Origin of the sequence: Pseudomonas sp. M5 (assembly GCF_016907075.1) — a bacterium.
In the GTDB taxonomy this organism is placed as follows: Bacteria; Pseudomonadota; Gammaproteobacteria; order Pseudomonadales; family Pseudomonadaceae; genus Aquipseudomonas; species Aquipseudomonas putida_E.
Window position 1 is genome coordinate 408,077 of sequence record NZ_JAFBBH010000001.1, and the last position, 20,416, is coordinate 428,492.

Below are 20,416 nucleotides of genomic sequence, written 5' to 3' on the forward strand. Positions count from 1 at the left end.
ATCGACTCGCTCAATAGTGCTCATCAGCTTTATCAACTGTTCACTACTATGGCTCTTGCCTCTGTCAGCTGAGCGCAGGGAAACGGTAAAGGTTGTGTAAGGGACGATGAACGGGTGGGTCTGTTACGCTGAACAAACGTTTCAGTTACGAACAAGGAGCAGGTCATGACGGCAACTCCCAGCAGGGACACCGTGCTGTGCATTTCCCTGGCCGGCCGGCCAGGTCACTTTGGCGTTCGCTTTCATAACCACCTGTACCGGCAGTTGGGCCTGGATTACTACTACAAGGCGATGAGCACCGATGACTTGCCGGCCGCTGTGGCGGGTATCCGCGCGCTGGGCATCCGCGGCTGTGGTGTTTCCATGCCGTACAAGGAGGCCTGCATGGCCTTGGTCGATGAGGTTGACCCGTCAGCGGCAGCCATCGAGTCGGTCAACACCGTGGTCAACACGGCTGGTCATCTGAAAGCCTACAACACCGACTACCTGGCAGTACGGCAGTTGCTCGAACAGCATCGTGTCGACCCGTCTACAGCCTTTGCCCTGCGCGGTAGTGGTGGCATGGCCAAGGCGGTGGCCAGTGCGCTGCGCGATGCCGGGTTCAAGGAGGGCATCATCGTCGCCCGCAACGAGCAGGCGGGGCGCCAGTTGGCCGACGTTTGTGGCTATCGCTGGGTCGCTGAGCTGGGTGACCGGTGCCCGCCGATGCTGGTGAACGTGACGCCGATCGGCATGGCGGGCGGGCAGGAGGCCCATGAGCTGGCGTTCAGCGAGAACGCCATTGCTGCGGCGCAGCGGGTCTTCGATGTGGTGGCGATGCCGGCGCAGACGCCCTTGATCCAGCGGGCGCAGGCGCTTGGCAAGCCGGTGATTACCGGCCTGGAGGTGATCGCGTTGCAGGCACTGGAGCAGTTCGTGCTGTATACCGGCGTGCGACCTGCCCGAGAGCAGGTCGAGGCTGCAGTGGCGTACGCCCGGGACGTCTAGATCCTCTTCTGCGGCCTCCTCGCGGGCAACCCGGCGAGAAGGCCGTCTGTGCGCAAAATCAGAACGCCTTGTGCCCCTTGTCCAGCTGCTCGTCCACCAGGGCCCGGCCATGGGCCAGCGACACATGCTGAGCGTTTTCAAGGTCAGAGAAGAACTTCATCGGCATGGATAAACGCTTGCTGGTATGGCCTTGCGGATCGGTGATCAGGCAGCCCGCAGAATAGGGCAGAGGGGAGTCGGGGTGAGGCATCACGCTGGCGGTGATGGTGTGGTCGCGGTATTCACAGTGAAGAGATTGCATCGTCCTTACCTCGCTGTGGCTAGTGAAGCTGTTACTTCCATATACCACAGCGAGGGGCCGGGAGTTCCCGGCCTGACGAGCGCGAGCCGACGAAGCTCACACTTTCGGATCAGCCCTTGAGCTCAGAGGGCTGAATCACTTCGACCCAGTAACCGTCCGGGTCCTTGACGAAGGCCAGATGGTTCATGCGCCCGTCTGCCAGGCGTTTCTGGAACGGCACGTTCAGCTCTTCGAAGCGGGCGCAGGCAACACGCACGTCCGGCACCGAAATGCAGATGTGGCCGAAACCACGTGGGTCGGTGTTGCCGTTGTGATAGGCGAACGCGGGGTCGTTCTCTGTACCGTGGTTGTGGGTCAGCTCAAGCACGCCGGGGATCGATTTCATCCACTGATGGCGCTCGGCGTCGTCGGCTGGAATCTGCGCCGGGTCTACCAGGGCCAGGAAGTACAGGCTGAATTCCGCTTCCGGGAAGTCGCGCTTGTCGACCAGGCGAAAGCCCAGCACACGGGTGTAGAAGTCCAGCGACTTCTCGATGTCCTTGACCCGCAGCATGGTGTGGTTGAAGACGAATTGGGCAGTGGCGGCGTCGGGCTGTGCGGTGACGCCAGGCAGGTTTTGCAGATCGTGCAGGCTCATGGGTACTCCAGAGACGAGGCTGGCACCGGGGCCAGCGGAACAGACAGGAGGGCCATGATACGGCAGTGAACCGATTGCGCAAATGAAAGCGCCCTGCACGAGTGCAGGGCGCTGGAATTAGAGGCCCGCGTGTGCGGGCGCGTGATGGGGTCGCTAGTCCTTTAGCTGTCTCGATATTGAGCCAGCCCTTGTGAAAAAAGTGTGAAGCAAGCGTTGACGTTTCATCAGCGCAGCCAACTTTCCACCGTGCCGGCCCCGTACTGTTCTTTCCACGCCTTCAGCCCGCGATGGTTACCACCTTTGGTCTCGATCAGCTCGCCGGTGTGCGGGTTTTCATACACTTTCACCACGCGTGGGCGGCGTTGTTGCTTTGGCGCATTGGTTGCGCCCCGGGTGACGGCCTTGGGGTCGAGGATGGCGATGATATCGCGCAGACTTTTGTCATAGCTTTTCATCAGGCCGACTAGTTTCTGCTCGAATTCGATTTCACGTTTTAGGCCGGTATCCTTTTTCAGCGCCTCCAGTTGAGCCATCTGTTCCTGGAGCGCTTTTTCGGCAGCACGAAACTCTGCAAGTCTGGACACTGTAATCACTCCTGTACGTCATCTGTGGCGGGGCGTGACGAACATTGAAGAGAAATAACGCCGGCCACGCGGGTGGGTTAAACTGTTCGCTGATGACGAGTGTAGACACTTGTGACAATTGGGTAAACCGCAAACTTTTCCAAATAAGACGGGAACTTTACAAGTTTTCCGGGCGCATAATTCCGGTGGGTACAGGCCGACGGCCCGGCGCATCTAGACCATGGTCCAATGGTGCGCGCCAGAGCCTTTTCGCGATCATTTCTGATGATGGCCGAGCATTGTTCGGCCGCGTCTTGTCTGCGCCGCGTGCGTTCGCCGTGCATTGTTTCTGTCTTTCTCTGGATGTTCCCTCGCATGTTTGCCTCTTTTCCTCTCGCCCCCGGGCGCCGAGTTGCCGGCCTGTTGCTGATGTGTGCCGGCACGCACGCCCAGGCCGCCGGTTTTCTTGAAGACAGCCGTGCCAAGGTCGAAGCACGCACTGTTTATTTCAATCGGGACTTTCGTGACGGCCACAGCACTTCCAGCCAAGGTGCGTCCAAGCGCGAAGAGTCGGCACAAGGCTTCATTCTCAATGTGCAGTCGGGTTATACCCAAGGCCCGATAGGCGTTGGTGTGGATGCTTTGGGCATGTTCGGTATCAAGCTGGACTCCAGCCCGGCGGACAGTAACAGCGGTTTGTTGCCTTCTTCCGGCCATGACCCCAGGCGCGCTGCCGATCAATACGCGAAGATGGGCCTGGCTGCCAAGGCCAAGGTGTCCAATACCGTGCTCAAATACGGCTCGATGATGCCGGATGTACCGTTGTTGAAATACAACGACGGTCGGCTGTTGCCCACCCTGTTCCACGGCGCCATGCTCACTTCAGAAGAAGTGCACGACCTGAAGTTCACACTGGCCCGCCTGAACAAGTACACCGCGCGCGACTCCACCGACCGCCAGGACATTCGCGTGCATTGCAAGAACAAGCGCTATGCCTGCGATACCCAAGCCGACCACTTCGACCTGGCAGGTCTGGATTACCGGTTCAATGACCGGTTCAGTGCTCAATACCAAGTGGCCAGGCTGGAAAACATCTACCGTCAGCACTTTCTTGGCCTGGTGGCCAGCCAGCCGCTTGCGCTGGGCAGCCTGTCGGCCGACCTGCGGCTGATCAAGAGCGATGACATCGGTAGCGCCCGAGCAGGCCAAATCGATCATCGCGCCTTCAGCGCCATGCTCGGCTACAGCCTGGGCGGCCACAAGGTCAGCGCAGGCTGGCAGCGCATGTATGGCGAAAACGCCATGCCCTACCTCGATGGCAGCAATCCGTACCTGGTCAACTATGCGCAGGTCAACGACTTCGCCGCCGCGCAGGAGCGCTCATGGCAGTTGCGTTACGACTACGACTTCAAGGCCCTGGGCGTGCCGGGCCTGACGTTCTTCACCCGCTATATCAATGGCGACCACATCAAGGTCCCGGGTAGTGACGCCCAAGGCAAGGAGTGGGAGCGCGACACCGAGCTCAAGTACCAGGTACAGAGCGGTACCTTCAAAGATGTCAGCGTGCGCCTGCGCAATTCTACCTACCGCAGCAACTACGAAAAGTGGGCGCGTGACATGGACGAAACGCGGGTCATCGTCAGCTACAACTTCTCGCTCTTCTGAGTGCGCTTTGCCAAACACCCGCGGTCGGCCGACAATGGCTGCTGGTTTTTGTGCAGGGCGAAGCCATGAGAGACCTGTTGTTGATTGGTATCGGCCCGGGCGACCCGCGCCAGGTGACCTACGAGGCTGTCGAGGCGTTGCGTCGCGCCACCGTCTTCTTCGTACTGGACAAGGGGTCGGACAAAGACGAGCTGGTTAGCCTGCGCAAGGCCATTGTTGAACGCTACAGGCCGCAGGGCGGCTACCGCCTGGTACAGGTGGCGGACCCGCAACGCGATGCTGACGCGGCCGACTATGTGGCTGCGGTCCAGGACTGGCATCGCCAGCGCGCGGCGCTGTATGCCCGGCTGATAACCGATGAAATGTGCAGTGAGGATATCGGCGCCTTTTTGCTTTGGGGCGAGCCTGGCTTGTATGACAGCACCCTGCGCATTCTGCAGTTGGTTCGCGAGCGTGGTGTGGCACTGCGCCTGCAGGTCATCCCAGGCATCAGCAGTGTGCAGGCGCTGGCGGCGCGGCATCAGGTGCCGCTGAACCGTATAGGCGAGCCATTGGTGGTTTTACCGGGGCGGCGCCTGGCGCAACAGGGGCAGATTGACAACGTGGTGGTGATGCTCGACGGGCAATGCGCATTTGCCCAGGTCGACGACCCTGGGCTGCTCATCTACTGGGGGGCTTACCTGGGAACGGAGGACGAAGTGCTGATCGCCGGGCCTTTGCAGGCGGTGAAGGGGCGGATTCTGCAGGTGCGCGAGGAGGCGAGGGCGCGCAAGGGGTGGATCATGGATACCTATCTGTTGCGGCGCGAGTCATGGACTTGAGCCGGCCTCTTCACGGGTAAAACCGCGAAGAGGCGCGACGGATGTCACGGCGTACCCAAAATCCCCACCACTTTATCGCGCAACTGCTCGATGCTGAACGGCTTGCCAATCATGTGCATCCCTTCGGGCACATCGAGGCTTTCGGCGTAGCCGCTGGCAAACAGCACTGGCAGCGCTGGCCGGATGGCGCGGGCCTGTTTCGCCAGTTCTTCGCCGCGCATGTCCGGCAGGCCTACATCGGTCATCAGCAGGGCCAGCGCCTTGTCTGGGTCTTGAAGGATCTTTAGCGCGGCACTGGCGCAGTCCGCCTCGAGGGTCTCATAGCCCAGTTCGTCGAGCACATCGACCATCAACATACGGACGATGTCGTCATCTTCGACTACCAAGAGGTGCATTTTGTGATCCTGTACCAGAAGAATGTCTTTATTCTGTGCGCCGGCCAGCGTCAGAAGTTCCGTGAGGATACCGATCGTTGCGATTGGATGGAACGATTGCTGAAGGTAACCTTCAAATACTGGCTAAATGCCCTGTCGCGGCCAGCAAAGCTGGTTAGACTCGCTGTTAACCGGTGAGCGCGGCGGCATACAAGAACAGGCTTTATCCGCCACACCGTTCAATGGACTTTTTCGCTCGGGCGTTTTCAAATGATTCAAGCAGCCTCGATGGACCAGCAAAGCTTCCGCAAGCTGTTGAGCCGCAACATTGGCTTGCCCCTGGGGGTGGGCCTGCTCGGTGCCGTGGCTTTCGTCGCGGTGATCAACTACCTGTTGTCGGCCATGCAGTGGGTGGAGCACACCGATCGGGTGATCGGCAATGCCAACGAAGCGGTCAAGCTGTCGATCGACATGGAAACCGGCATGCGCGGGTTTCTGATCACCGGTGACGAGCGCTTCCTGGACCCTTACGAGGTCGCCAAACCGAAGATTCAGGGTAGCCTCAACAGCCTGCGCGGCATGGTCGAGGACAACCCTCAGCAGGTCGACCGCATCGACCGCTTGATCGCCCTGCAGCATGCCTGGAATGAGTTTGGCGGCGAGATGATCAACCAGCGCCGCGATGGCGGGGATTACCGACAGTCGGTCATCAACGGTCGCGGCAAACGCATCACCGACGAGATCCGCAAGGAATTCGACGACCTGATCGGCACTGAACAGCAGCTGCGCATGGCCCGCAACGAGAAGGTCAGCAACGTTACAGTGACCGCCATTTCAGCGTTCGTGCTGTTGATCGTTGGCCTGAGCGCCTTGTTGGCTTACCTGGGCCGTCGCGACCTGATGGCGCTGTCTACCAGCTACGATGACAACCTCAAGGCCCAGCAGCGCTCGGCCGAGCGCCTGGAACACCAGGCCTGGCTGCGCAACGGCCAGACCCAGCTGGCCGAACAGGTGCTGGGGCAGCTGACCCTGCCGATGCTCGGCGAAAACATCCTGCGCTTCTTCGCCAGCTACCTGGGCAGCGTGGTGGGTGCGCTGTACGTGCGCGACGGCCATGGGCGCCTGGTGCGCGTCGCCAGCTATGGCCTGGACGCCGAGGAGCAGGGCCGCGAACAGGTGCTGGCCGCCCACGATGGCCTGCTGTCTCAGGCAGTGCGCGAAGGCCGCCTGCTGCGCCTGGATGACCTGCCCGAGGACTACTACCGCCTCAGTTCCGGCCTGGGGAGCGGCTTGCCGCGCAGTGCCTTGCTGATGCCGGCCATCGATGATGGCCAGATCAACGGTGTGATCGAACTGGGCTTCCTGCGCCCACTGCAGGAGCGGGACGATGAGCTGATGGAGCGGGTTGGTGGCAACCTCGGCATGTCAATCGAAAGCGCCCGTTACCGCCAGCGCCTCCAGGAAGTGCTGGCCGAGACTCAGCAGCTCAACGAAGAATTGCAGGTGCAGCAGGAAGAACTCAAGACTGCGAACGAGGAGCTTGAAGAGCAGTCCCGCGTGCTCAAGGAGTCCCAGGCCCACCTGGAGACCCAGCAAGCCGAGCTTGAGCAGACCAACGAGCAACTGTCCGAGCGTACCGATGCCCTGGACCGCAAGAACGACGAGCTGATGCAGGCCCAGCAAGAGTTGCAGGCCCGCGCCGATGAGCTGCAGCGTTCGAGCAAGTACAAGTCCGAGTTCCTCGCCAACATGTCCCACGAGTTGCGCACGCCGCTCAACAGCTCGCTGATCCTGGCCAAGCTGCTGGCGGAGAACGGCGAGGGCAACCTCAGCGCCGAACAGGTCAAGTTCGCCGAGTCCATCTATTCGGCCGGCAATGACCTGCTCAACCTGATCAACGACATTCTCGACATCGCCAAAGTCGAGGCCGGCAAGCTTGAAGTGCGCCCCGAGACCACTCAGCTGGAGCGCCTGGTCGAGGGCCTGCGCGGCATGTTCCTGCCGCTGGCCGAGCACAAGGGCCTGGCTTTCGAGGTCAACGTCGAGCCTCATGTACCGGTGACACTGTTCACCGACCGCCAGCGCCTGGAGCAGATACTCAAGAACCTGCTGTCCAATGCGATCAAGTTCACCGACCACGGCCAGGTCAGCCTGACCATCAGCCACCAGGCAGGCACCGGCATTGTCTTCGCCGTGCGCGATTCCGGCATCGGTATCGCCGCCGACCAGCAGCAGGCGATCTTCGGTGCCTTCCACCAAGTCGATGGCAGCAGCAACCGCCGATACGGCGGCACCGGGCTGGGCCTGTCGATTTCCCGCGACCTGGCGCATTTGCTGGGTGGGCAGATCAGTGTCGACAGCAACCCAGGCCAGGGCAGTGTGTTCAGCCTGACCATGCCGGAACGTTACGAAGCCGAGGCCGAGGAAGTCGAGGCCCACAGCCTGCGCCCTGCGGTCGACACGCTGCCGCCAGTGCCCAAGGTGGCTACGGCAGTGGCGCCGAAACTGCCGGCACCGACCTTCACCGATGACCGCGAGCACGCCCCGTTCGGCAACCGCTGCATCCTGGTGATCGAGGACGAGCCGAACTTCGCCCGTATCCTCTTCGACCTGGCTCACGAACTGGGCTACAGCTGCCTGGTGGCCCAGGCCGCCGACGAGGGCTTCGCGCTGGCAGCCCAGTACATTCCCGATGCGATCCTGCTGGACATGCGCCTGCCCGACCACTCCGGCCTCACCGTGTTGCAGCGCCTGAAGGAGCTGGCCGCCACCCGGCATATCCCGGTGCACATCATATCGGTGGAAGACCGCGTCGAGGCGGCCATGCACATGGGGGCGGTGGGTTACGCGGTCAAACCGACCAGCCGCGAAGAGCTCAAGGAAGTGTTCGCTCGCCTGGAAGCCAAGCTCACGCAGAAGCTCAAGCACATCCTGCTGGTGGAGGATGACGACCTGCAGCGTGAGAGCATCGCCCGCCTGATCGGCGACGACGATATCGAGATCACCGCCGTGGCCCTGGCCCAGGACGCCCTGGCGTTGCTGCGCGAGAACATCTACGACTGTATGATCATCGACCTCAAGCTGCCCGACATGCTCGGTAATGAGCTGCTCAAGCGCATGACTGCAGAAGATATCCGCTCCTTCCCACCGGTGATCGTCTATACCGGGCGCAACCTCACCCGCGAAGAAGAAGCCGAGCTGCTCAAGTATTCACGCTCGATCATCATCAAGGGGGCCCGCTCGCCAGAGCGTTTGCTCGACGAAGTGACGTTGTTCCTGCACAAAGTCGAATCGCAGCTGTCCCATGAACGCCAGCGCATGCTCAAGACCGCGCGCAGCCGTGACAAGGTGTTCGAAGGCCGCAAGGTGCTGCTGGTGGACGACGATGTGCGTAACATCTTCGCCCTCACCAGTGCCCTGGAGCACAAGGGCGCCATCGTCGAGATCGGCCGCAACGGGCGTGAGGCCATCGAACGCCTGGAGCAGCATGACGATATCGACCTGGTGCTGATGGATGTGATGATGCCGGAAATGGACGGCTTCGAGGCTACCCGCCTGATCCGCCAGCAGCCGCGCTGGCGCAAGTTGCCGATCATCGCCGTAACCGCCAAGGCGATGAAGGATGACCAGCAGCGCTGCCTGCAGGCTGGCGCCAATGATTACCTGGCCAAACCGATCGACCTGGACCGCCTGTTCTCGTTGATCCGTGTGTGGCTGCCGCAACTGGAGCGAATTTGATTAGCGAGCGCAACACCGACATCGAGATCAGGCTGCTGATCGAGGCGATCTACCTCAAGTACAGCTACGATTTTCGCAACTACTCCGGCGCTTCGATCAAGCGCCGGATCCTCCATGCCCTGCGCCAGTTCGATTGCCTGACGGTGTCGGCCCTGCAGGAGCGGGTGCTGCACGACCCGGGCATGTTCATGCAGTTGCTGCAGTTCCTGACGATCCCGGTCAGCGAGATGTTCCGCGACCCTAGCCACTTCCTTGCCCTGCGCAACGAAGTGGTGCCGCTGTTGCGCACCTGGCCGTCGATCAAGATCTGGATCGCCGGCTGCAGCACCGGCGAGGAGGTGTACTCGATGGCCATCCTGCTGCGCGAGGAGGGGCTGCTCGAGCGCACCATCCTGTATGCCACCGATATCAACCCGCGTTCCCTGGACAGGGCCAAGCAGGGCATCTACTCAATGCAGAGCATGCGCGAGTACGAAGAAAACTACCGCCTGGCCGGCGGGCGGCGCGATTTTGCCGAGTACTACACCAGCGCCTACGGTAACGCCATCATGGACAGCAGCCTGCGCGACAACGTGACCTTTGCCGACCACAGCCTGGCCACTGACAGCGTGTTTTCCGAAACCCAGCTGGTGTCCTGCCGCAATGTGCTGATCTACTTCAACAAGGACCTGCAGGACCGCGCCCTGGGGCTGTTCCATGAGTCCTTGTGTCACCGTGGCTTTCTGGTGCTGGGCAGCAAGGAATCGGTGGATTTCTCCGCTTACAGCGACCGCTTCGAGCCGCTGGTCAAGCCCGAACGGATCTTCCGGAAATCATGAAGGGCGTGAGCGCGGTGGTGATCGGTGCCTCGGCGGGCGGCGTGCAGGCGCTGTTTCAGGTGCTCGGTGGCCTGCCGCCGGCATTCGTGACGCCTGTGCTGTGCGTGCTGCACCTGCCCGATGACCGTCACAGCCATCTGGCCGAAGTGCTGCAGCGGCGTCTGCACAGGCCGGTACGTGAGGCTCGGGACAAAGAGGCCATCGCCCCTGGCCAGATCTACGTGGCGACGCCTGGTTATCACCTGTCGGTCGAGCAGGATTTGAGCCTGTCGCTGAGCCAGGAGGAGCCGGTGCATTTCTCGCGCCCGGCCATTGACTTCCTGTTCATCTCGGCTGCCGATGCCTATGGCGCGGGCCTGCTGGGTGTATTGCTCACAGGCGCCAACGAGGACGGTGCCAAAGGCCTTGCCTACATCAAGAACAGCGGCGGCCGGACCGTGGTCCAGGACCCCCGCGACGCCCAGGTGGCGCTGATGCCGGAGGCCGCATTGGCGCTCCACCAGCCCGACCTTATTCTTTCTTTGAGCGGCATCGGGCAATTGCTCGCCAACCTGGAATCCAGCGCATGCTAAGCCACATCACCGCCAAACTGCTGATCGTCGACGATCTGCCGGAAAACCTCCTGGCCCTCGACGCCCTGATTCAGGGCCAAGACCGTGAGGTGCACCAGGCCCAGTCTGCGGAAGCCGCATTGTCGTTGTTGCTGGAGCACGAATTCGCCCTGGCCATTCTCGACGTGCAGATGCCGGGCATGAACGGCTTTGAACTGGCCGAACTGATGCGCGGCACGGAAAAGACTCGCAATATCCCGATCGTCTTCGTCACCGCTGCCGGGCGCGAGATGAATTACGCCTTCAAGGGTTACGAGAGCGGCGCGGTGGACTTCCTGTACAAGCCGCTAGATACCCTGGCGGTGAAAAACAAGGTGACGGTGTTTGTCGACCTTTACCGCCAGCGCAAAGTGCTCGACAGGCAGTTGCAGGCCCTTGAGCGCAGCCGCCAGGAGCAGGAGCTGCTGCTGACGCAGTTGCAGGTGGCGCGCAGTGAGCTGGAGCATGCGGTACGCATGCGCGACGACTTCATGTCGATCGTAGCGCACGAGGTGCGCACGCCGCTCAATGGCCTTATCCTCGAGACCCAGCTGCGCAAGATGCACTTGGCCCGCGGCAGCCTGGAGGCGTTCAGCGCCGACAAGCTGCAGGCCATGGTCGAGCGCGACGAACGGCAGATCAATAGCCTGATCCGTCTGATCGAAGACATGCTCGATGTGTCGCGCATCCGCACCGGCAAGCTGTCGCTGCGGCCAAAGCTGTTCGACCTCGGCCAGCTGGTGCGTGGCCTGGTAGAAAACTTCACCGCCCAGGCCACCGCGCTGGGCACTCATATCGATCTGCAGCGCTGCGATGGCCTGCAGGGTGAGTGGGACGAATTCCGGATTGAACAAGTACTGGCCAACCTGTTGTCCAATGCCTTGCGTTATGGCGAACGCCAGCCGGTCGAGGTTCGGGTATTCGAGCAGGCGGGCATGGCCTGCGTGCAAGTGCAGGATCACGGCATCGGCATCAGTGGCGTGAATCAGCAACGGATCTTCCAGCAGTTCGAGCGCGTGGCCACCCAGCAGGCCAGCGCCGGGCTGGGGTTGGGGCTGTATATCTCGGAGCAGATCGTCCAGGCCCATGGTGGGCAGATCCAGGTGCAGAGCGAGGAAGGCAAGGGCGCCACCTTCTGCCTGCAATTGCCGCTGACGCGGCTGACAGAACAAAACGACCAGGTGCGGGCAACCTCTGCCTGAGCCTGGGGTCCGATGGCCAACTGTATGAATTTCAAGGCGTTGTTGTCATGAGTGAAGATGCACAAGATGTGGTTTTGGTGGTCGAGGATGAACCGGCAATCCGGATGATCCTGCGTGACTACCTGGCAGGCGAGGGCTATCACGTACTGGTGGCCGAGGACGGTGAACAGGCGTTCGCCATCCTGGCGAGCAAGCCGCACCTGGACCTGATGGTCACCGACTTCCGCTTGCCCGGCGGCATTTCCGGCGTCGAGATCGCTGAGCCTGCGGTGAAACTGCGACCGGACCTGAAGGTGATCTTCATCAGCGGCTACCCGGCGGAGATTCTCGAGTCGGGCAGCCCCATCGCGCGCAAGGCGCCGATCCTGGCCAAACCGTTTGACCTGGATACCTTGCACAAGCAGATCCAGGACCTGTTGCGCTGAGGCCGTGTACCGGGGCTGACCGCCCCGGCTATTGCCCCTGATGCAAGGCACAATCTCGTCATTGAGCCTTTTCACTGAAGCTCAACAGGCATATGGTGTACGCCGTCCATATTCCCTGGAGCTGTCATGTCCAATCTTTTTCCTTCCGTTCGCCCCCGCCGCCTGCGCCAGAACGAGTCGCTGCGCACGATTTTCCAGGAGACGGAATTCCGCCTCGAAGACCTGATCCTGCCGATCTTCGTCGAGGAAGGCATCGACGACTTCGTGCCGATCAGCAGCATGCCGGGGGTCAACCGCATCCCCGAGAAACTGCTGGCCCAGGAAATCGAACGCTACGCCCGCGCCGGCATCAAGTCGGTGATGACCTTCGGCGTTTCGCACAACCTCGATGCCACCGGTAGCGATACCTGGAACGAGAACGGCCTGGTGGCGCGCATGGCACGCATCTGCAAGGACAGCGTGCCGGAAATGGTGGTGATGTCCGACACCTGTTTCTGTGAGTACACCAGCCACGGCCATTGCGGCGTGCTGCACGACCATGGTGTGGACAACGACGCCACCCTGGCCAACCTGGGCAGGCAGGCGGTGGTCGCTGCCGCGGCCGGTGCCGATTTCATCGCACCGTCGGCGGCGATGGACGGTCAGGTTCAGGCCATCCGTGGTGCGCTGGATGCCGCGGGCTTTCACGACACCGCGATCATGGCCTACTCCACCAAGTTCGCCTCGTCGCTCTATGGCCCGTTCCGTGAAGCCGGTGGCACCACGCTCAAGGGCGACCGCAAGAGCTACCAGATGAACCCGATGAACCGCCGCGAAGCGGTGCGCGAGTCGCTGCTCGACGAGCAGGAAGGCGCCGATGTGCTGATGGTCAAACCGGCGGGTGCCTACCTGGACGTGATCGCCGACATTCGCGCTGCGTCGCGTTTGCCGCTGGCGGCTTACCAGGTCAGCGGTGAGTACGCGATGATCAAGTTCGGCGGCTTGGCCGGCGCCATCGACGAAGGGCGAGTGGTGCGCGAGAGCATCGGCGCGATCAAGCGTGCCGGTGCCGACCTGATCCTGACCTACTTCGCCATGGACCTGGCCCGCGAAGGCATCTGAGGCCAATACACGCGAGAAATCGCTGAGTGTGGAATTATTTTGTGTCCCTGTGTATCTGATGCCAAAGAGCCTCAGTGACAGGGACACAGGGATGAAATCACGCAAGAAAACCGTCAAGCCGATCGGCTTGAAAGACATCACCATCGTCGACGACGCCAAGATGCGCAAGGCGATCACTGCCGCTGCACTGGGCAACGCCATGGAGTGGTTCGACTTCGGCGTTTACGGCTTTGTCGCTTACGCCCTGGGCAAGGTGTTTTTCCCCAACGCCGACCCCAGCGTACAGATGATCGCGGCCTTGGCCACCTTCTCGGTTCCGTTCCTGATTCGCCCGCTGGGCGGGCTGTTCTTCGGTGCCCTGGGCGACAAGTTCGGCCGACAGAAAATCCTCGCCGCGACCATTGTGATCATGTCGCTCAGTACCTTCGCCATCGGCTTGATACCGTCCTACGCCTCTATCGGCATCTGGGCGCCGATCCTGCTGCTGCTGGCGAAAATGGCCCAGGGCTTCTCGGTGGGTGGTGAATACACCGGCGCCTCGATCTTCGTCGCCGAATACGCACCCGACCGCAAGCGCGGCTTCCTCGGCAGCTGGCTGGACTTTGGCTCGATCGCCGGCTTCGTCCTTGGCGCGGGCGTGGTGGTGCTGATTTCGACCTTCCTGGGCGAGGAAAAATTCCTTGAATGGGGCTGGCGTCTGCCGTTCTTCCTGGCCTTGCCGCTGGGCATCATCGGCCTCTACCTGCGCCATGCGCTGGAAGAGACCCCGGCGTTCCAGCAGCATGTCGAAAAACTTGAACAGGGTGACCGCGAAGGCCTGGCATCGGGGCCCAAGGTGTCGTTCAAGGAAGTCGCCACTAAACATTGGCGCAGCCTGGTGACGTGCATTGGCGTGGTGATCGCCACCAACGTCACGTACTACATGCTGCTCACCTACATGCCCAGCTACCTGTCGCACAACCTGCACTACAGCGAAGACCACGGTGTGCTGATCATCATCGCGATCATGGTCGGCATGCTGTTCGTGCAGCCGATCATCGGCCTGCTCAGCGACAAGTGGGGCCGCCGCCCGTTCATCATCGTCGGCAGTGTCGGTCTGTTCGCCCTGGCCATCCCGGCCTTCATGCTGATCAACAGCGGTGTGCTCGGGGTGATCTTCGCCGGCTTGCTGATCATCGCCGTGTTGCTCAACTTCTTCATCGGCGTGATGGCTTCGACCCTCCCAGCGATGTTCCCCACCCACATTCGTTACAGCGCCCTGGCCAGCGCCTTCAACATTTCGGTGCTGATCGCCGGTCTGACCCCAACCCTGGCTGCCTGGCTGGTAGAGAGCACCGGCGACCTGTACATGCCGGCCTACTACCTGATGGTGGTTGCCGCCATCGGCCTGATTACCGGCCTGACCATGAAAGAAACCGCCAACAAGCCACTGCGTGGCGCCGCCCCGGCGGCATCGGATATCGATGAAGCGCGTGAGCTGCTGCAGGAGCACCACGACAACATCGAGCAGAAGATCGAAGACATCGACGAACAGATTGCCGAGCTTGAGGCCAAGCGCAAGTCGCTGGTGCAGCAACACCCGCGCATCGAGTAAGGTACAAGGCCAGTTCTCCCAGTAGATAAACTGTATGGCCGAAGGGTTTTCCGCGCTGCCGCCGCTCAATGGGCTACGTGTTTTCGAGGTGGTGGCGCGCCACCTCAATTTCCGCCTGGCAGCCGACGAACTTGGTGTAACTCAGGCCGCCGTGGCGCAGCAGATCCGCGGGCTTGAAGCGAACCTTGGGATCAAGCTGTTCGAGCGCTTGCCCAGGGGCCTGAGCCTGACAGGCGCCGGCCAGCGTTACAGTGTCGATATCCGCAGCGCCTTTGCCTTGATCGGCAGCGCCACCCAGGCGTTGCGCCCGGATGCGTCGCACCTGACGGTGAGTGTCACACCGACCTTCGCGGCAAAGTGGCTGATCCCCAGGTTGTCGTCTTTTGCGCAGCAGCACCCGGACATCGATCTGCAGGTGCTGGCCACCGACCGGCTTTGCCAGTTCCGTCCAGAGGGCGTGGATATTGCCGTACGTTACGGCGTGCCACCGTTCGGGCCGGCACTGCATACCGAGCTTTTTCTGGCCCAGCGCGTGGTAGCTGTCGCCAGCCCGGCGCTGCTCGAGCAACTGGGCAAGCCCGAGGATCTGGAGCAGTTACAGCGTTACCCGTTGCTGCATGATGCCCACAACTTCTGGCCGGACTTCATCGCCGAGGTATTCCACCGGCATTTGCCGCCGGGTGCGAAGAATGTGCGGTTCAACCAGACGTCACTGGCCATCGATGCAGCGATTGCCGGGCAGGGCCTTGCCCTGGCCAGCGAGTTTTTCGTCCACAGCGACCTGCGCGCCGGGCGCCTGGCCCTTGCCTTTGACCAAGTGTTGGACTTGCAACGGGCGTTTTACCTGGTGTGGCCGCGTAATGCCCACCAACCGCCGGCACTGGCAACGGTGCGGGCATGGCTGCTGGCGCAGGCGATGCTTTAATACAGTAGAAAATCTATCGTTTAGTCGAAGCTTTTCTGGCTCTCTGGCAACGCAGGCCTGGTGCTAGTCTGGGCCCATTACCCATGCACACCGCAGGGTTGACCCGGAGGCTTCATGTCCAACGAAAAAGTAGCAATCGTGATCGCCGGCGGCAGCGGTATGGGCGCCGCGGCAGCCAGGCGCCTGGCTGCCGACGGCTTCAAGATCGGTATCCTGTCGTCGTCTGGCAAAGGCGAGGCGTTGGCCGAGACGCTGGGCGGGATTGGCGTGACCGGCAGCAACCAGTGCAACGACGACATCAAGCGCCTGGTCGATGCCGTAGTCGCCAAATGGGGCCGTATCGATGTGCTGGTCAACAGTGCAGGCCACGGCCCGCGCGCGCCGATCCTTGAAATCAGCGATGCAGACTGGCACCAGGGCATGGAGACCTACCTGCTCAATGTCATCCGCCCGACGCGGCTGGTCACGCCAATCATGCAGCGCCAGCAGGGTGGGGTAGTGATCAACATTTCCACCGCCTGGGCCTTCGAGCCGAGTGAAATGTTCCCCACCTCGGCCGTATTCCGCGCGGGCCTGGCGGCGTTCAGCAAGATCTTCGCCGACACCTATGCTGCGGACAACATCCGCATCAACAACGTACTGCCGGGCTGGATCGACAGCCTGCCGGCCACAGACCAGCGTCGTGGCAGCGTGCCGCTCAAGCGCTATGGCAGCAGCGAGGAAATCGCCGCCACCGTGGCCTTCCTGGCCAGCGATGGCGCGGCGTACATCACCGGGCAGAACATCAGGGTCGATGGCGGTATTACCCGCAGCATCTGATCAGGCACGGGCCAGCGTGGCTTTGAGTGTGCGCTCCACCACATCGACCAGGACCATGGTCTGGTGGTCCACTTCGATGTTGATCAGTTCACCGGCCTGGTAGTTGGCGAAAGTGGTCTGGCGCAGGGTTTCCGGGATCAGGTTGATGGTGACCAAGGTGTCGTCCACGTCGGCGACGGTCAGGCTGCAGCCGTTGACCCCGAGAAACCCGCGTGGGAACACGTATCTGGCCCACTGCGGCGGCATGCGGAAGGTGATGAAGGCGCCGGTTTCCTTGATCGACAGCTCGACGATCTCGGCGGTGGTGGCGACGTGGCCGGCCATCAGGTGGCCGCCGACTTCGGCGTTCATTTTCGCCGAGCGCTCGATGTTCACGCCTTGGCCTGCCTTGAAGCAGCGCAGGTTGGTGCGCTCCAGGGTGGCAGTCATGGCGTCGAACTTCACGTGGGTGCCGTCAATTTCGGTGACCGACAGGCAGGTGCCCTCGACACTCACGCTGGCGCCGATCTTCAGGTCGTCGAGCAGTTCCGGGGTAAGGTCGATGGTGAACTCGTTGTGGCCCGGGTAGGTGGTCACAGCAAGCAGGGGGCGGACGGCCTGGACGATGCCGGTGTACATGGAATTTGCTCCTGGGCGCGGTAAATGATGCCCGGAAACTATGCCCCTGGAGCTTTAAAAGCAAGCCGGGCGGACCGTGAGCGCCGGCAACCCGGCGCCCACAGGTGTAGCTGATACAGCCTCAGACGTGCCCACTGCTGTTGACGATTCTCAAGCACAAGGCTTCATACGGGTCCAGGTTGATCATCAGCCGCCCATCCTCGGTCAGGTCGCCTTCGACCGTCTCGTTGATCATGTCCACCACCGTCCCGGGCGTGAAGCCGGTCAGCAGCAGCTCTTCAGCGATCACCTCCTGCCCGAAGTTCAGCGCACTGATCTGGATGCCACGCCCGGCCGGCAGCTCGTGCACCATCACCAGCAACCCCGGGCTGCTGACCTCGGGCACCAGTACCTGGCGGCTGCTGGCAATACCGTAGGCCTGGCGCACGGCGAGCAGTTTTTTAACTTTGCTGGCGAACGAATCGCTGCTTTCCAGCTGCTGGTCGAGGCTGCCGTACAGTGCGCGTGCGCGCGGCATGCCACGCACCGATGCCTCGGCCTGCGCATCGAGCCCGGCCAGGTCGTAGCCGCCACGGTGGATCCAGCGGGTATCGCCATCGGCCATCTTTTGCGCCACCGCCTCGGCCGGCAGCGGCAGGGCGCCGACCAGGTCCCAGCCCGACAGTGCGACCACACCGGGCTGCATGGCGTTGTACATCACCAGCAACAGGTGCACCTTCTGGATCAGCTCGACATCCGCCGGGCCAATCTGGTCCAGGTCACGGATGCCCAGCGCCGCCGTGATCAGGCTGGCGGTGGTGCAGGAGATGCCGTTGGTGACAAAGCGCAAGTTGTAAGGGGCGTGTTCGCCCGAGAGGCGTTCGTAGATTTCCTCGCGGATATGTTCGCGCAGGATGTTGCCGGGCAGGGTCTGGCCCCGGTACAGGTACATGTCATGGGCGTGCAGGGTCCAGAAATGCACCAGCTCGACGGTGAGCTCGTCGTGGTTCTGCAGGGCGTGGATCAACGACGCCGGGTCGATGCCAAAGCTGTGCATTTCCTTGAGCATCAGGCGCAGGAACTCGGTATCGCCGGTCAACAGTGCATGCTGGTACGCCGGGCGGGTGATGAAGTCATAGGACAGGTCGGCGCCGCCCTTGGACATCTGCGCGATGTCGTCCAGGGTCAGGTTCAGCTCCTGGAAGCTGAACCCGCCGGCCTTGCGGATCATGCCACCGATCAGCTGGTTACCCACGATCGACAGCGGGTGGCTTTCTGACCAGGCGGTACCACTGGCGCAGGTCTCGACCCCGAGAAAACCGTTGGCATCCAGGCGTAGGCCGCGCGCGCCCAGGCAGTCCAGCGCGTGCAGGGCGTCGCCGATGATCATTTGCTGGGCGGCAAAGCTTGGGTCCAGCCAGTTCAGCGACGGCTGGCCATCCTTGAAGTAGTGCAGGTAGACCCAGCGCCGCGTCTTGCCATCGACACCGGTTATCGGTGGCGTTGCGCTCCAGTCGGTCTCCTTCACGCCAGGCTCGAAGAAGATCACCCGTTGCAGCTGGCCGACGATGTAGTGGTGTGCCTTGAGCTCGTCGCACTGTGCGGGCAGCAGGTTGACCGAGTCGCGGCCAGGGGGCACGTCTGGCAGCAGCGGCCAGTCTTCCTCGCGGATCTCGACCATGTGGTACAGCCCTGGATAGGCGCCGTGGGCCAGCTCGGCCAGGCGGAAATCGGCGCCCTTGCCGGTGTGCGAGGGGATCAGGTCGTCGATGGTCACGGCATTGTGCGCCGCCGCCATGCGGCTCATCTGCACCAGCTCTTGTTCACTGCCGTAGAGCGGGTCGATGTCGAAGCTGATGCGGTCGAAGTTGCCGTCCACGCTGGGGGTGAAATCGCGCCCGCTGACACCGCCGGACTGTTTGATGGGGCCGGTATGAATGCCCTGCACGCCAATTTCCGACAGGCGCTTCCACAAGGCTTCGTGGCCCAGCGCGCCGAGCACCGAGCAGCCTTCAGGCGCGATGATCGCGTCGGGGTAGACGGTGAGCCATACCGACGCAATGTCGGTGGCGCGGCGTGGCTGCGTTTCGGCGTAGGGGTTCATCCACAGGCGCGATTGCCCGGAATACAGTCGGGCCCGCTCCTGCGAGGCCTTGAGCATGGAACGCTCTTCGAGCCATTTGACGTATGACGGGTCTGGTTGAGTCATTTCGCGTCCTCTCTGCGTGGCGGCACCGGCCAAGTTATGACGACGACGGCGCCGGAACGTTCGGCTCAGGTCTCAAGGCCCTGGCCATTCAGCGCCGAGCCGACAACTGTTGCGGCGCCAGGAAAGCACCATGGAAGTAGTCGCGCAAGGCCTGCATCGCCGGGCTGAATGCCCGCTCGCGGTGCCAGGCCAGGCCCACGCTCATGGGCGTTACCGGGTCGCTGATGGTCACGGTCTCGATGCGCTTGCCTTCGAGCGACCAGGGCCGGTGCACCAGGTCCGACAGGATCGCCACGCCGCTGCCATTGGCGACCATGCTGCGCACCGCCTCGACCGAACTGGTGCGCACCCGCACGCTGGGCCGCTGGCCGGCCAGCTCCCAGTAACGCATGGCGCTCTGCTCGGCTTCGTCCACGGTCAGCAGGATGAACGGCTCACGCGCAACATCGGCCAGGCTGACCGTAGAGCGCTCGCACAATGGATGGTGGCTGGGCAGCCACAGCCGGCGCTCGGAGTTGAACAGGGTTTCGGACACGATATCCGGGTGGGTGAGGTTGGCGGTGAGCACCACCGCCATGTCGAAGCGGCCTTCCAGCAGGCCTTGCTCGATGGCGCTGCGCTCCTGCTCGTGTACCTGCAGGTTTACGTCCGGGTGCCAGTGTTCCAGGCGTTGCAAGTGGTGCGGCAGGAAATAGCCGATCACCGTGTAGCTCGCCGCCAGGCGCAGCAAGCCACTGGCGCGCACGTCCGGCAGCGGGCTGTTGAGTGCGTCATCGACACTGCGCAGGATCACATAGGCGCGGTTGAGAAAATGCCGGCCCGCATCGGTCAGGCTCATGCCTTGCGCCGAGCGCTGGAACAACAACACCCCGAGCATTGCCTCCAGTTCCTTGATCGCGGTAGTGACCGCCGATTGGGAAATGTTGAGGTGGATGGCGGCCTGGGAGATCTGGCCGATCTCGGCGGTGGCGACGAAGTAGCGAACCTGGCGCAAGGTCAGTGACACAGGAGACTCCTGGGTATCTGTTTTTCAGAAGACACCCTATCTGT

The 20,416-nt window shown here is 62.1% G+C and carries 19 protein-coding genes; 12 read left to right on the plus strand and 7 right to left on the minus strand.

The window, feature by feature from the left end; all coding sequences use genetic code 11:
• Positions 1 to 165 precede the first annotated feature (165 nt).
• A complete protein-coding gene (locus tag JOE27_RS01935) occupies positions 166 to 987 on the plus strand; it encodes a shikimate 5-dehydrogenase (protein ID WP_046785608.1) in 822 nt (273 codons plus the stop codon).
• Between the two features lie 58 nt (positions 988 to 1,045).
• Here JOE27_RS01935 and JOE27_RS01940 read toward each other — a convergent pair whose 3' ends face one another.
• The 3 genes from JOE27_RS01940 to JOE27_RS01950 all read right to left on the minus strand — a co-directional run bounded on the left by JOE27_RS01940 (position 1,046) and on the right by JOE27_RS01950 (position 2,509).
• Positions 1,046 to 1,288, minus strand: a complete 243-nt coding sequence (locus JOE27_RS01940; RefSeq protein ID WP_039601125.1) for a hypothetical protein — start codon at positions 1,286 to 1,288, stop codon at positions 1,046 to 1,048.
• A gap of 109 nt (positions 1,289 to 1,397) precedes the next feature.
• Positions 1,398 to 1,925, minus strand: a complete 528-nt coding sequence (gene gloA, locus JOE27_RS01945) for a lactoylglutathione lyase (protein ID WP_046785607.1) — start codon at positions 1,923 to 1,925, stop codon at positions 1,398 to 1,400.
• Between the two features lie 224 nt (positions 1,926 to 2,149).
• Positions 2,150 to 2,509: a histone-like nucleoid-structuring protein, MvaT/MvaU family gene (locus tag JOE27_RS01950; protein WP_046785606.1), complete on the minus strand. Its 360-nt coding sequence runs from the start codon at positions 2,507 to 2,509 to the stop codon at positions 2,150 to 2,152.
• 354 nt (positions 2,510 to 2,863) lie between these two features.
• Here JOE27_RS01950 and JOE27_RS01955 point away from each other — a divergent pair, with 354 nt between their 5' ends.
• On the plus strand, positions 2,864 to 4,153 hold the full coding sequence (locus tag JOE27_RS01955; RefSeq protein WP_204917690.1) for an OprD family porin: 1,290 nt from the start codon (positions 2,864 to 2,866) through the stop codon (positions 4,151 to 4,153).
• A 65-nt stretch (positions 4,154 to 4,218) separates the two neighbouring features.
• Complete coding sequence (gene cobF, locus JOE27_RS01960; RefSeq protein ID WP_046785666.1) at positions 4,219 to 4,974, plus strand: precorrin-6A synthase (deacetylating); 756 nt, start codon at positions 4,219 to 4,221, stop codon at positions 4,972 to 4,974.
• Between the two features lie 44 nt (positions 4,975 to 5,018).
• Here cobF and JOE27_RS01965 read toward each other — a convergent pair whose 3' ends face one another.
• Positions 5,019 to 5,369, minus strand: a complete 351-nt coding sequence (locus JOE27_RS01965; protein WP_115275172.1) for a response regulator — start codon at positions 5,367 to 5,369, stop codon at positions 5,019 to 5,021.
• Positions 5,370 to 5,618: 249 nt separating this feature from the next.
• Here JOE27_RS01965 and JOE27_RS01970 point away from each other — a divergent pair, with 249 nt between their 5' ends.
• From JOE27_RS01970 to JOE27_RS02010, 9 genes are all read left to right on the plus strand, one after another.
• Positions 5,619 to 9,086 carry a response regulator gene (locus JOE27_RS01970; protein WP_115275171.1) on the plus strand — a complete coding sequence of 1,156 codons (3,468 nt, stop codon included), beginning with the start codon at positions 5,619 to 5,621 and terminating at the stop codon, positions 9,084 to 9,086.
• Positions 9,083 to 9,904 (plus strand): protein-glutamate O-methyltransferase CheR, encoded by an 822-nt coding sequence (locus JOE27_RS01975; protein WP_046785602.1) that lies wholly within the window; start codon positions 9,083 to 9,085, stop codon positions 9,902 to 9,904. The genes JOE27_RS01970 and JOE27_RS01975 overlap by 4 nt, the downstream gene beginning before the upstream one ends.
• Entirely contained in the window at positions 9,901 to 10,476 is a 576-nt protein-coding gene (locus JOE27_RS01980) for a chemotaxis protein CheB (protein WP_115275170.1), read from the plus strand. Before JOE27_RS01975 ends, JOE27_RS01980 begins: the two co-directional genes overlap by 4 nt.
• A complete protein-coding gene (locus JOE27_RS01985) occupies positions 10,470 to 11,696 on the plus strand; it encodes a hybrid sensor histidine kinase/response regulator (protein ID WP_115275169.1) in 1,227 nt (408 codons plus the stop codon). The genes JOE27_RS01980 and JOE27_RS01985 overlap by 7 nt, the downstream gene beginning before the upstream one ends.
• Positions 11,697 to 11,743: 47 nt before the next feature.
• Positions 11,744 to 12,121, plus strand: a complete 378-nt coding sequence (locus JOE27_RS01990) for a response regulator (RefSeq protein ID WP_012313999.1) — start codon at positions 11,744 to 11,746, stop codon at positions 12,119 to 12,121.
• A gap of 126 nt (positions 12,122 to 12,247) precedes the next feature.
• On the plus strand, positions 12,248 to 13,222 hold the full coding sequence (gene hemB, locus JOE27_RS01995) for a porphobilinogen synthase (RefSeq protein ID WP_046785599.1): 975 nt from the start codon (positions 12,248 to 12,250) through the stop codon (positions 13,220 to 13,222).
• 91 nt (positions 13,223 to 13,313) lie between these two features.
• The gene (gene proP / locus JOE27_RS02000; protein WP_046785598.1) at positions 13,314 to 14,816 is read left to right on the plus strand and encodes a glycine betaine/L-proline transporter ProP; all 1,503 of its coding nucleotides are present in this window, start codon (positions 13,314 to 13,316) and stop codon (positions 14,814 to 14,816) included.
• A 34-nt stretch (positions 14,817 to 14,850) separates the two neighbouring features.
• On the plus strand, positions 14,851 to 15,741 hold the full coding sequence (locus tag JOE27_RS02005; RefSeq protein ID WP_119688755.1) for a LysR substrate-binding domain-containing protein: 891 nt from the start codon (positions 14,851 to 14,853) through the stop codon (positions 15,739 to 15,741).
• Positions 15,742 to 15,855: 114 nt separating this feature from the next.
• A complete protein-coding gene (locus tag JOE27_RS02010; protein WP_119688756.1) occupies positions 15,856 to 16,560 on the plus strand; it encodes an SDR family oxidoreductase in 705 nt (234 codons plus the stop codon).
• Here JOE27_RS02010 and JOE27_RS02015 read toward each other — a convergent pair whose 3' ends face one another.
• The 3 genes from JOE27_RS02015 to JOE27_RS02025 all read right to left on the minus strand — a co-directional run bounded on the left by JOE27_RS02015 (position 16,561) and on the right by JOE27_RS02025 (position 20,372).
• The gene (locus JOE27_RS02015) at positions 16,561 to 17,178 is read right to left on the minus strand and encodes a riboflavin synthase (protein WP_046785597.1); all 618 of its coding nucleotides are present in this window, start codon (positions 17,176 to 17,178) and stop codon (positions 16,561 to 16,563) included. It lies immediately after the preceding gene.
• A 121-nt stretch (positions 17,179 to 17,299) separates the two neighbouring features.
• Positions 17,300 to 19,366: a maltose alpha-D-glucosyltransferase gene (gene treS, locus JOE27_RS02020; RefSeq protein WP_125922868.1), complete on the minus strand. Its 2,067-nt coding sequence runs from the start codon at positions 19,364 to 19,366 to the stop codon at positions 17,300 to 17,302.
• An 88-nt stretch (positions 19,367 to 19,454) separates the two neighbouring features.
• Positions 19,455 to 20,372, minus strand: a complete 918-nt coding sequence (locus JOE27_RS02025) for a LysR family transcriptional regulator (protein ID WP_046785595.1) — start codon at positions 20,370 to 20,372, stop codon at positions 19,455 to 19,457.
• Between the last annotated feature and the right edge of the window lie 44 nt (positions 20,373 to 20,416).

Excerpts from the sequence above, each read along its gene's own strand:
- JOE27_RS01940 (WP_039601125.1), bottom strand. The coding sequence starts at position 1,288 with ATGCAATCTCTTCACTGTGAATACCGCGACCACACCATCACCGCCAGC.
- cobF (WP_046785666.1), top strand. The coding sequence starts at position 4,219 with ATGAGAGACCTGTTGTTGATTGGTATCGGCCCGGGCGACCCGCGCCAG.
- hemB (WP_046785599.1), top strand. The coding sequence starts at position 12,248 with ATGTCCAATCTTTTTCCTTCCGTTCGCCCCCGCCGCCTGCGCCAGAAC.
- proP (WP_046785598.1), top strand. The coding sequence starts at position 13,314 with ATGAAATCACGCAAGAAAACCGTCAAGCCGATCGGCTTGAAAGACATC.
- JOE27_RS02015 (WP_046785597.1), bottom strand. The coding sequence starts at position 17,178 with ATGTACACCGGCATCGTCCAGGCCGTCCGCCCCCTGCTTGCTGTGACC.
- JOE27_RS02010 (WP_119688756.1), top strand. The coding sequence starts at position 15,856 with ATGTCCAACGAAAAAGTAGCAATCGTGATCGCCGGCGGCAGCGGTATG.
- treS (WP_125922868.1), bottom strand. The coding sequence starts at position 19,366 with ATGACTCAACCAGACCCGTCATACGTCAAATGGCTCGAAGAGCGTTCC.
- JOE27_RS01990 (WP_012313999.1), top strand. The coding sequence starts at position 11,744 with ATGAGTGAAGATGCACAAGATGTGGTTTTGGTGGTCGAGGATGAACCG.
- gloA (WP_046785607.1), bottom strand. The coding sequence starts at position 1,925 with ATGAGCCTGCACGATCTGCAAAACCTGCCTGGCGTCACCGCACAGCCC.
- JOE27_RS01935 (WP_046785608.1), top strand. The coding sequence starts at position 166 with ATGACGGCAACTCCCAGCAGGGACACCGTGCTGTGCATTTCCCTGGCC.
- JOE27_RS01955 (WP_204917690.1), top strand. The coding sequence starts at position 2,864 with ATGTTTGCCTCTTTTCCTCTCGCCCCCGGGCGCCGAGTTGCCGGCCTG.
- JOE27_RS01970 (WP_115275171.1), top strand. The coding sequence starts at position 5,619 with ATGATTCAAGCAGCCTCGATGGACCAGCAAAGCTTCCGCAAGCTGTTG.
- JOE27_RS01965 (WP_115275172.1), bottom strand. The coding sequence starts at position 5,369 with ATGCACCTCTTGGTAGTCGAAGATGACGACATCGTCCGTATGTTGATG.
- JOE27_RS01985 (WP_115275169.1), top strand. The coding sequence starts at position 10,470 with ATGCTAAGCCACATCACCGCCAAACTGCTGATCGTCGACGATCTGCCG.
- JOE27_RS01980 (WP_115275170.1), top strand. The coding sequence starts at position 9,901 with ATGAAGGGCGTGAGCGCGGTGGTGATCGGTGCCTCGGCGGGCGGCGTG.
- JOE27_RS02005 (WP_119688755.1), top strand. The coding sequence starts at position 14,851 with ATGGCCGAAGGGTTTTCCGCGCTGCCGCCGCTCAATGGGCTACGTGTT.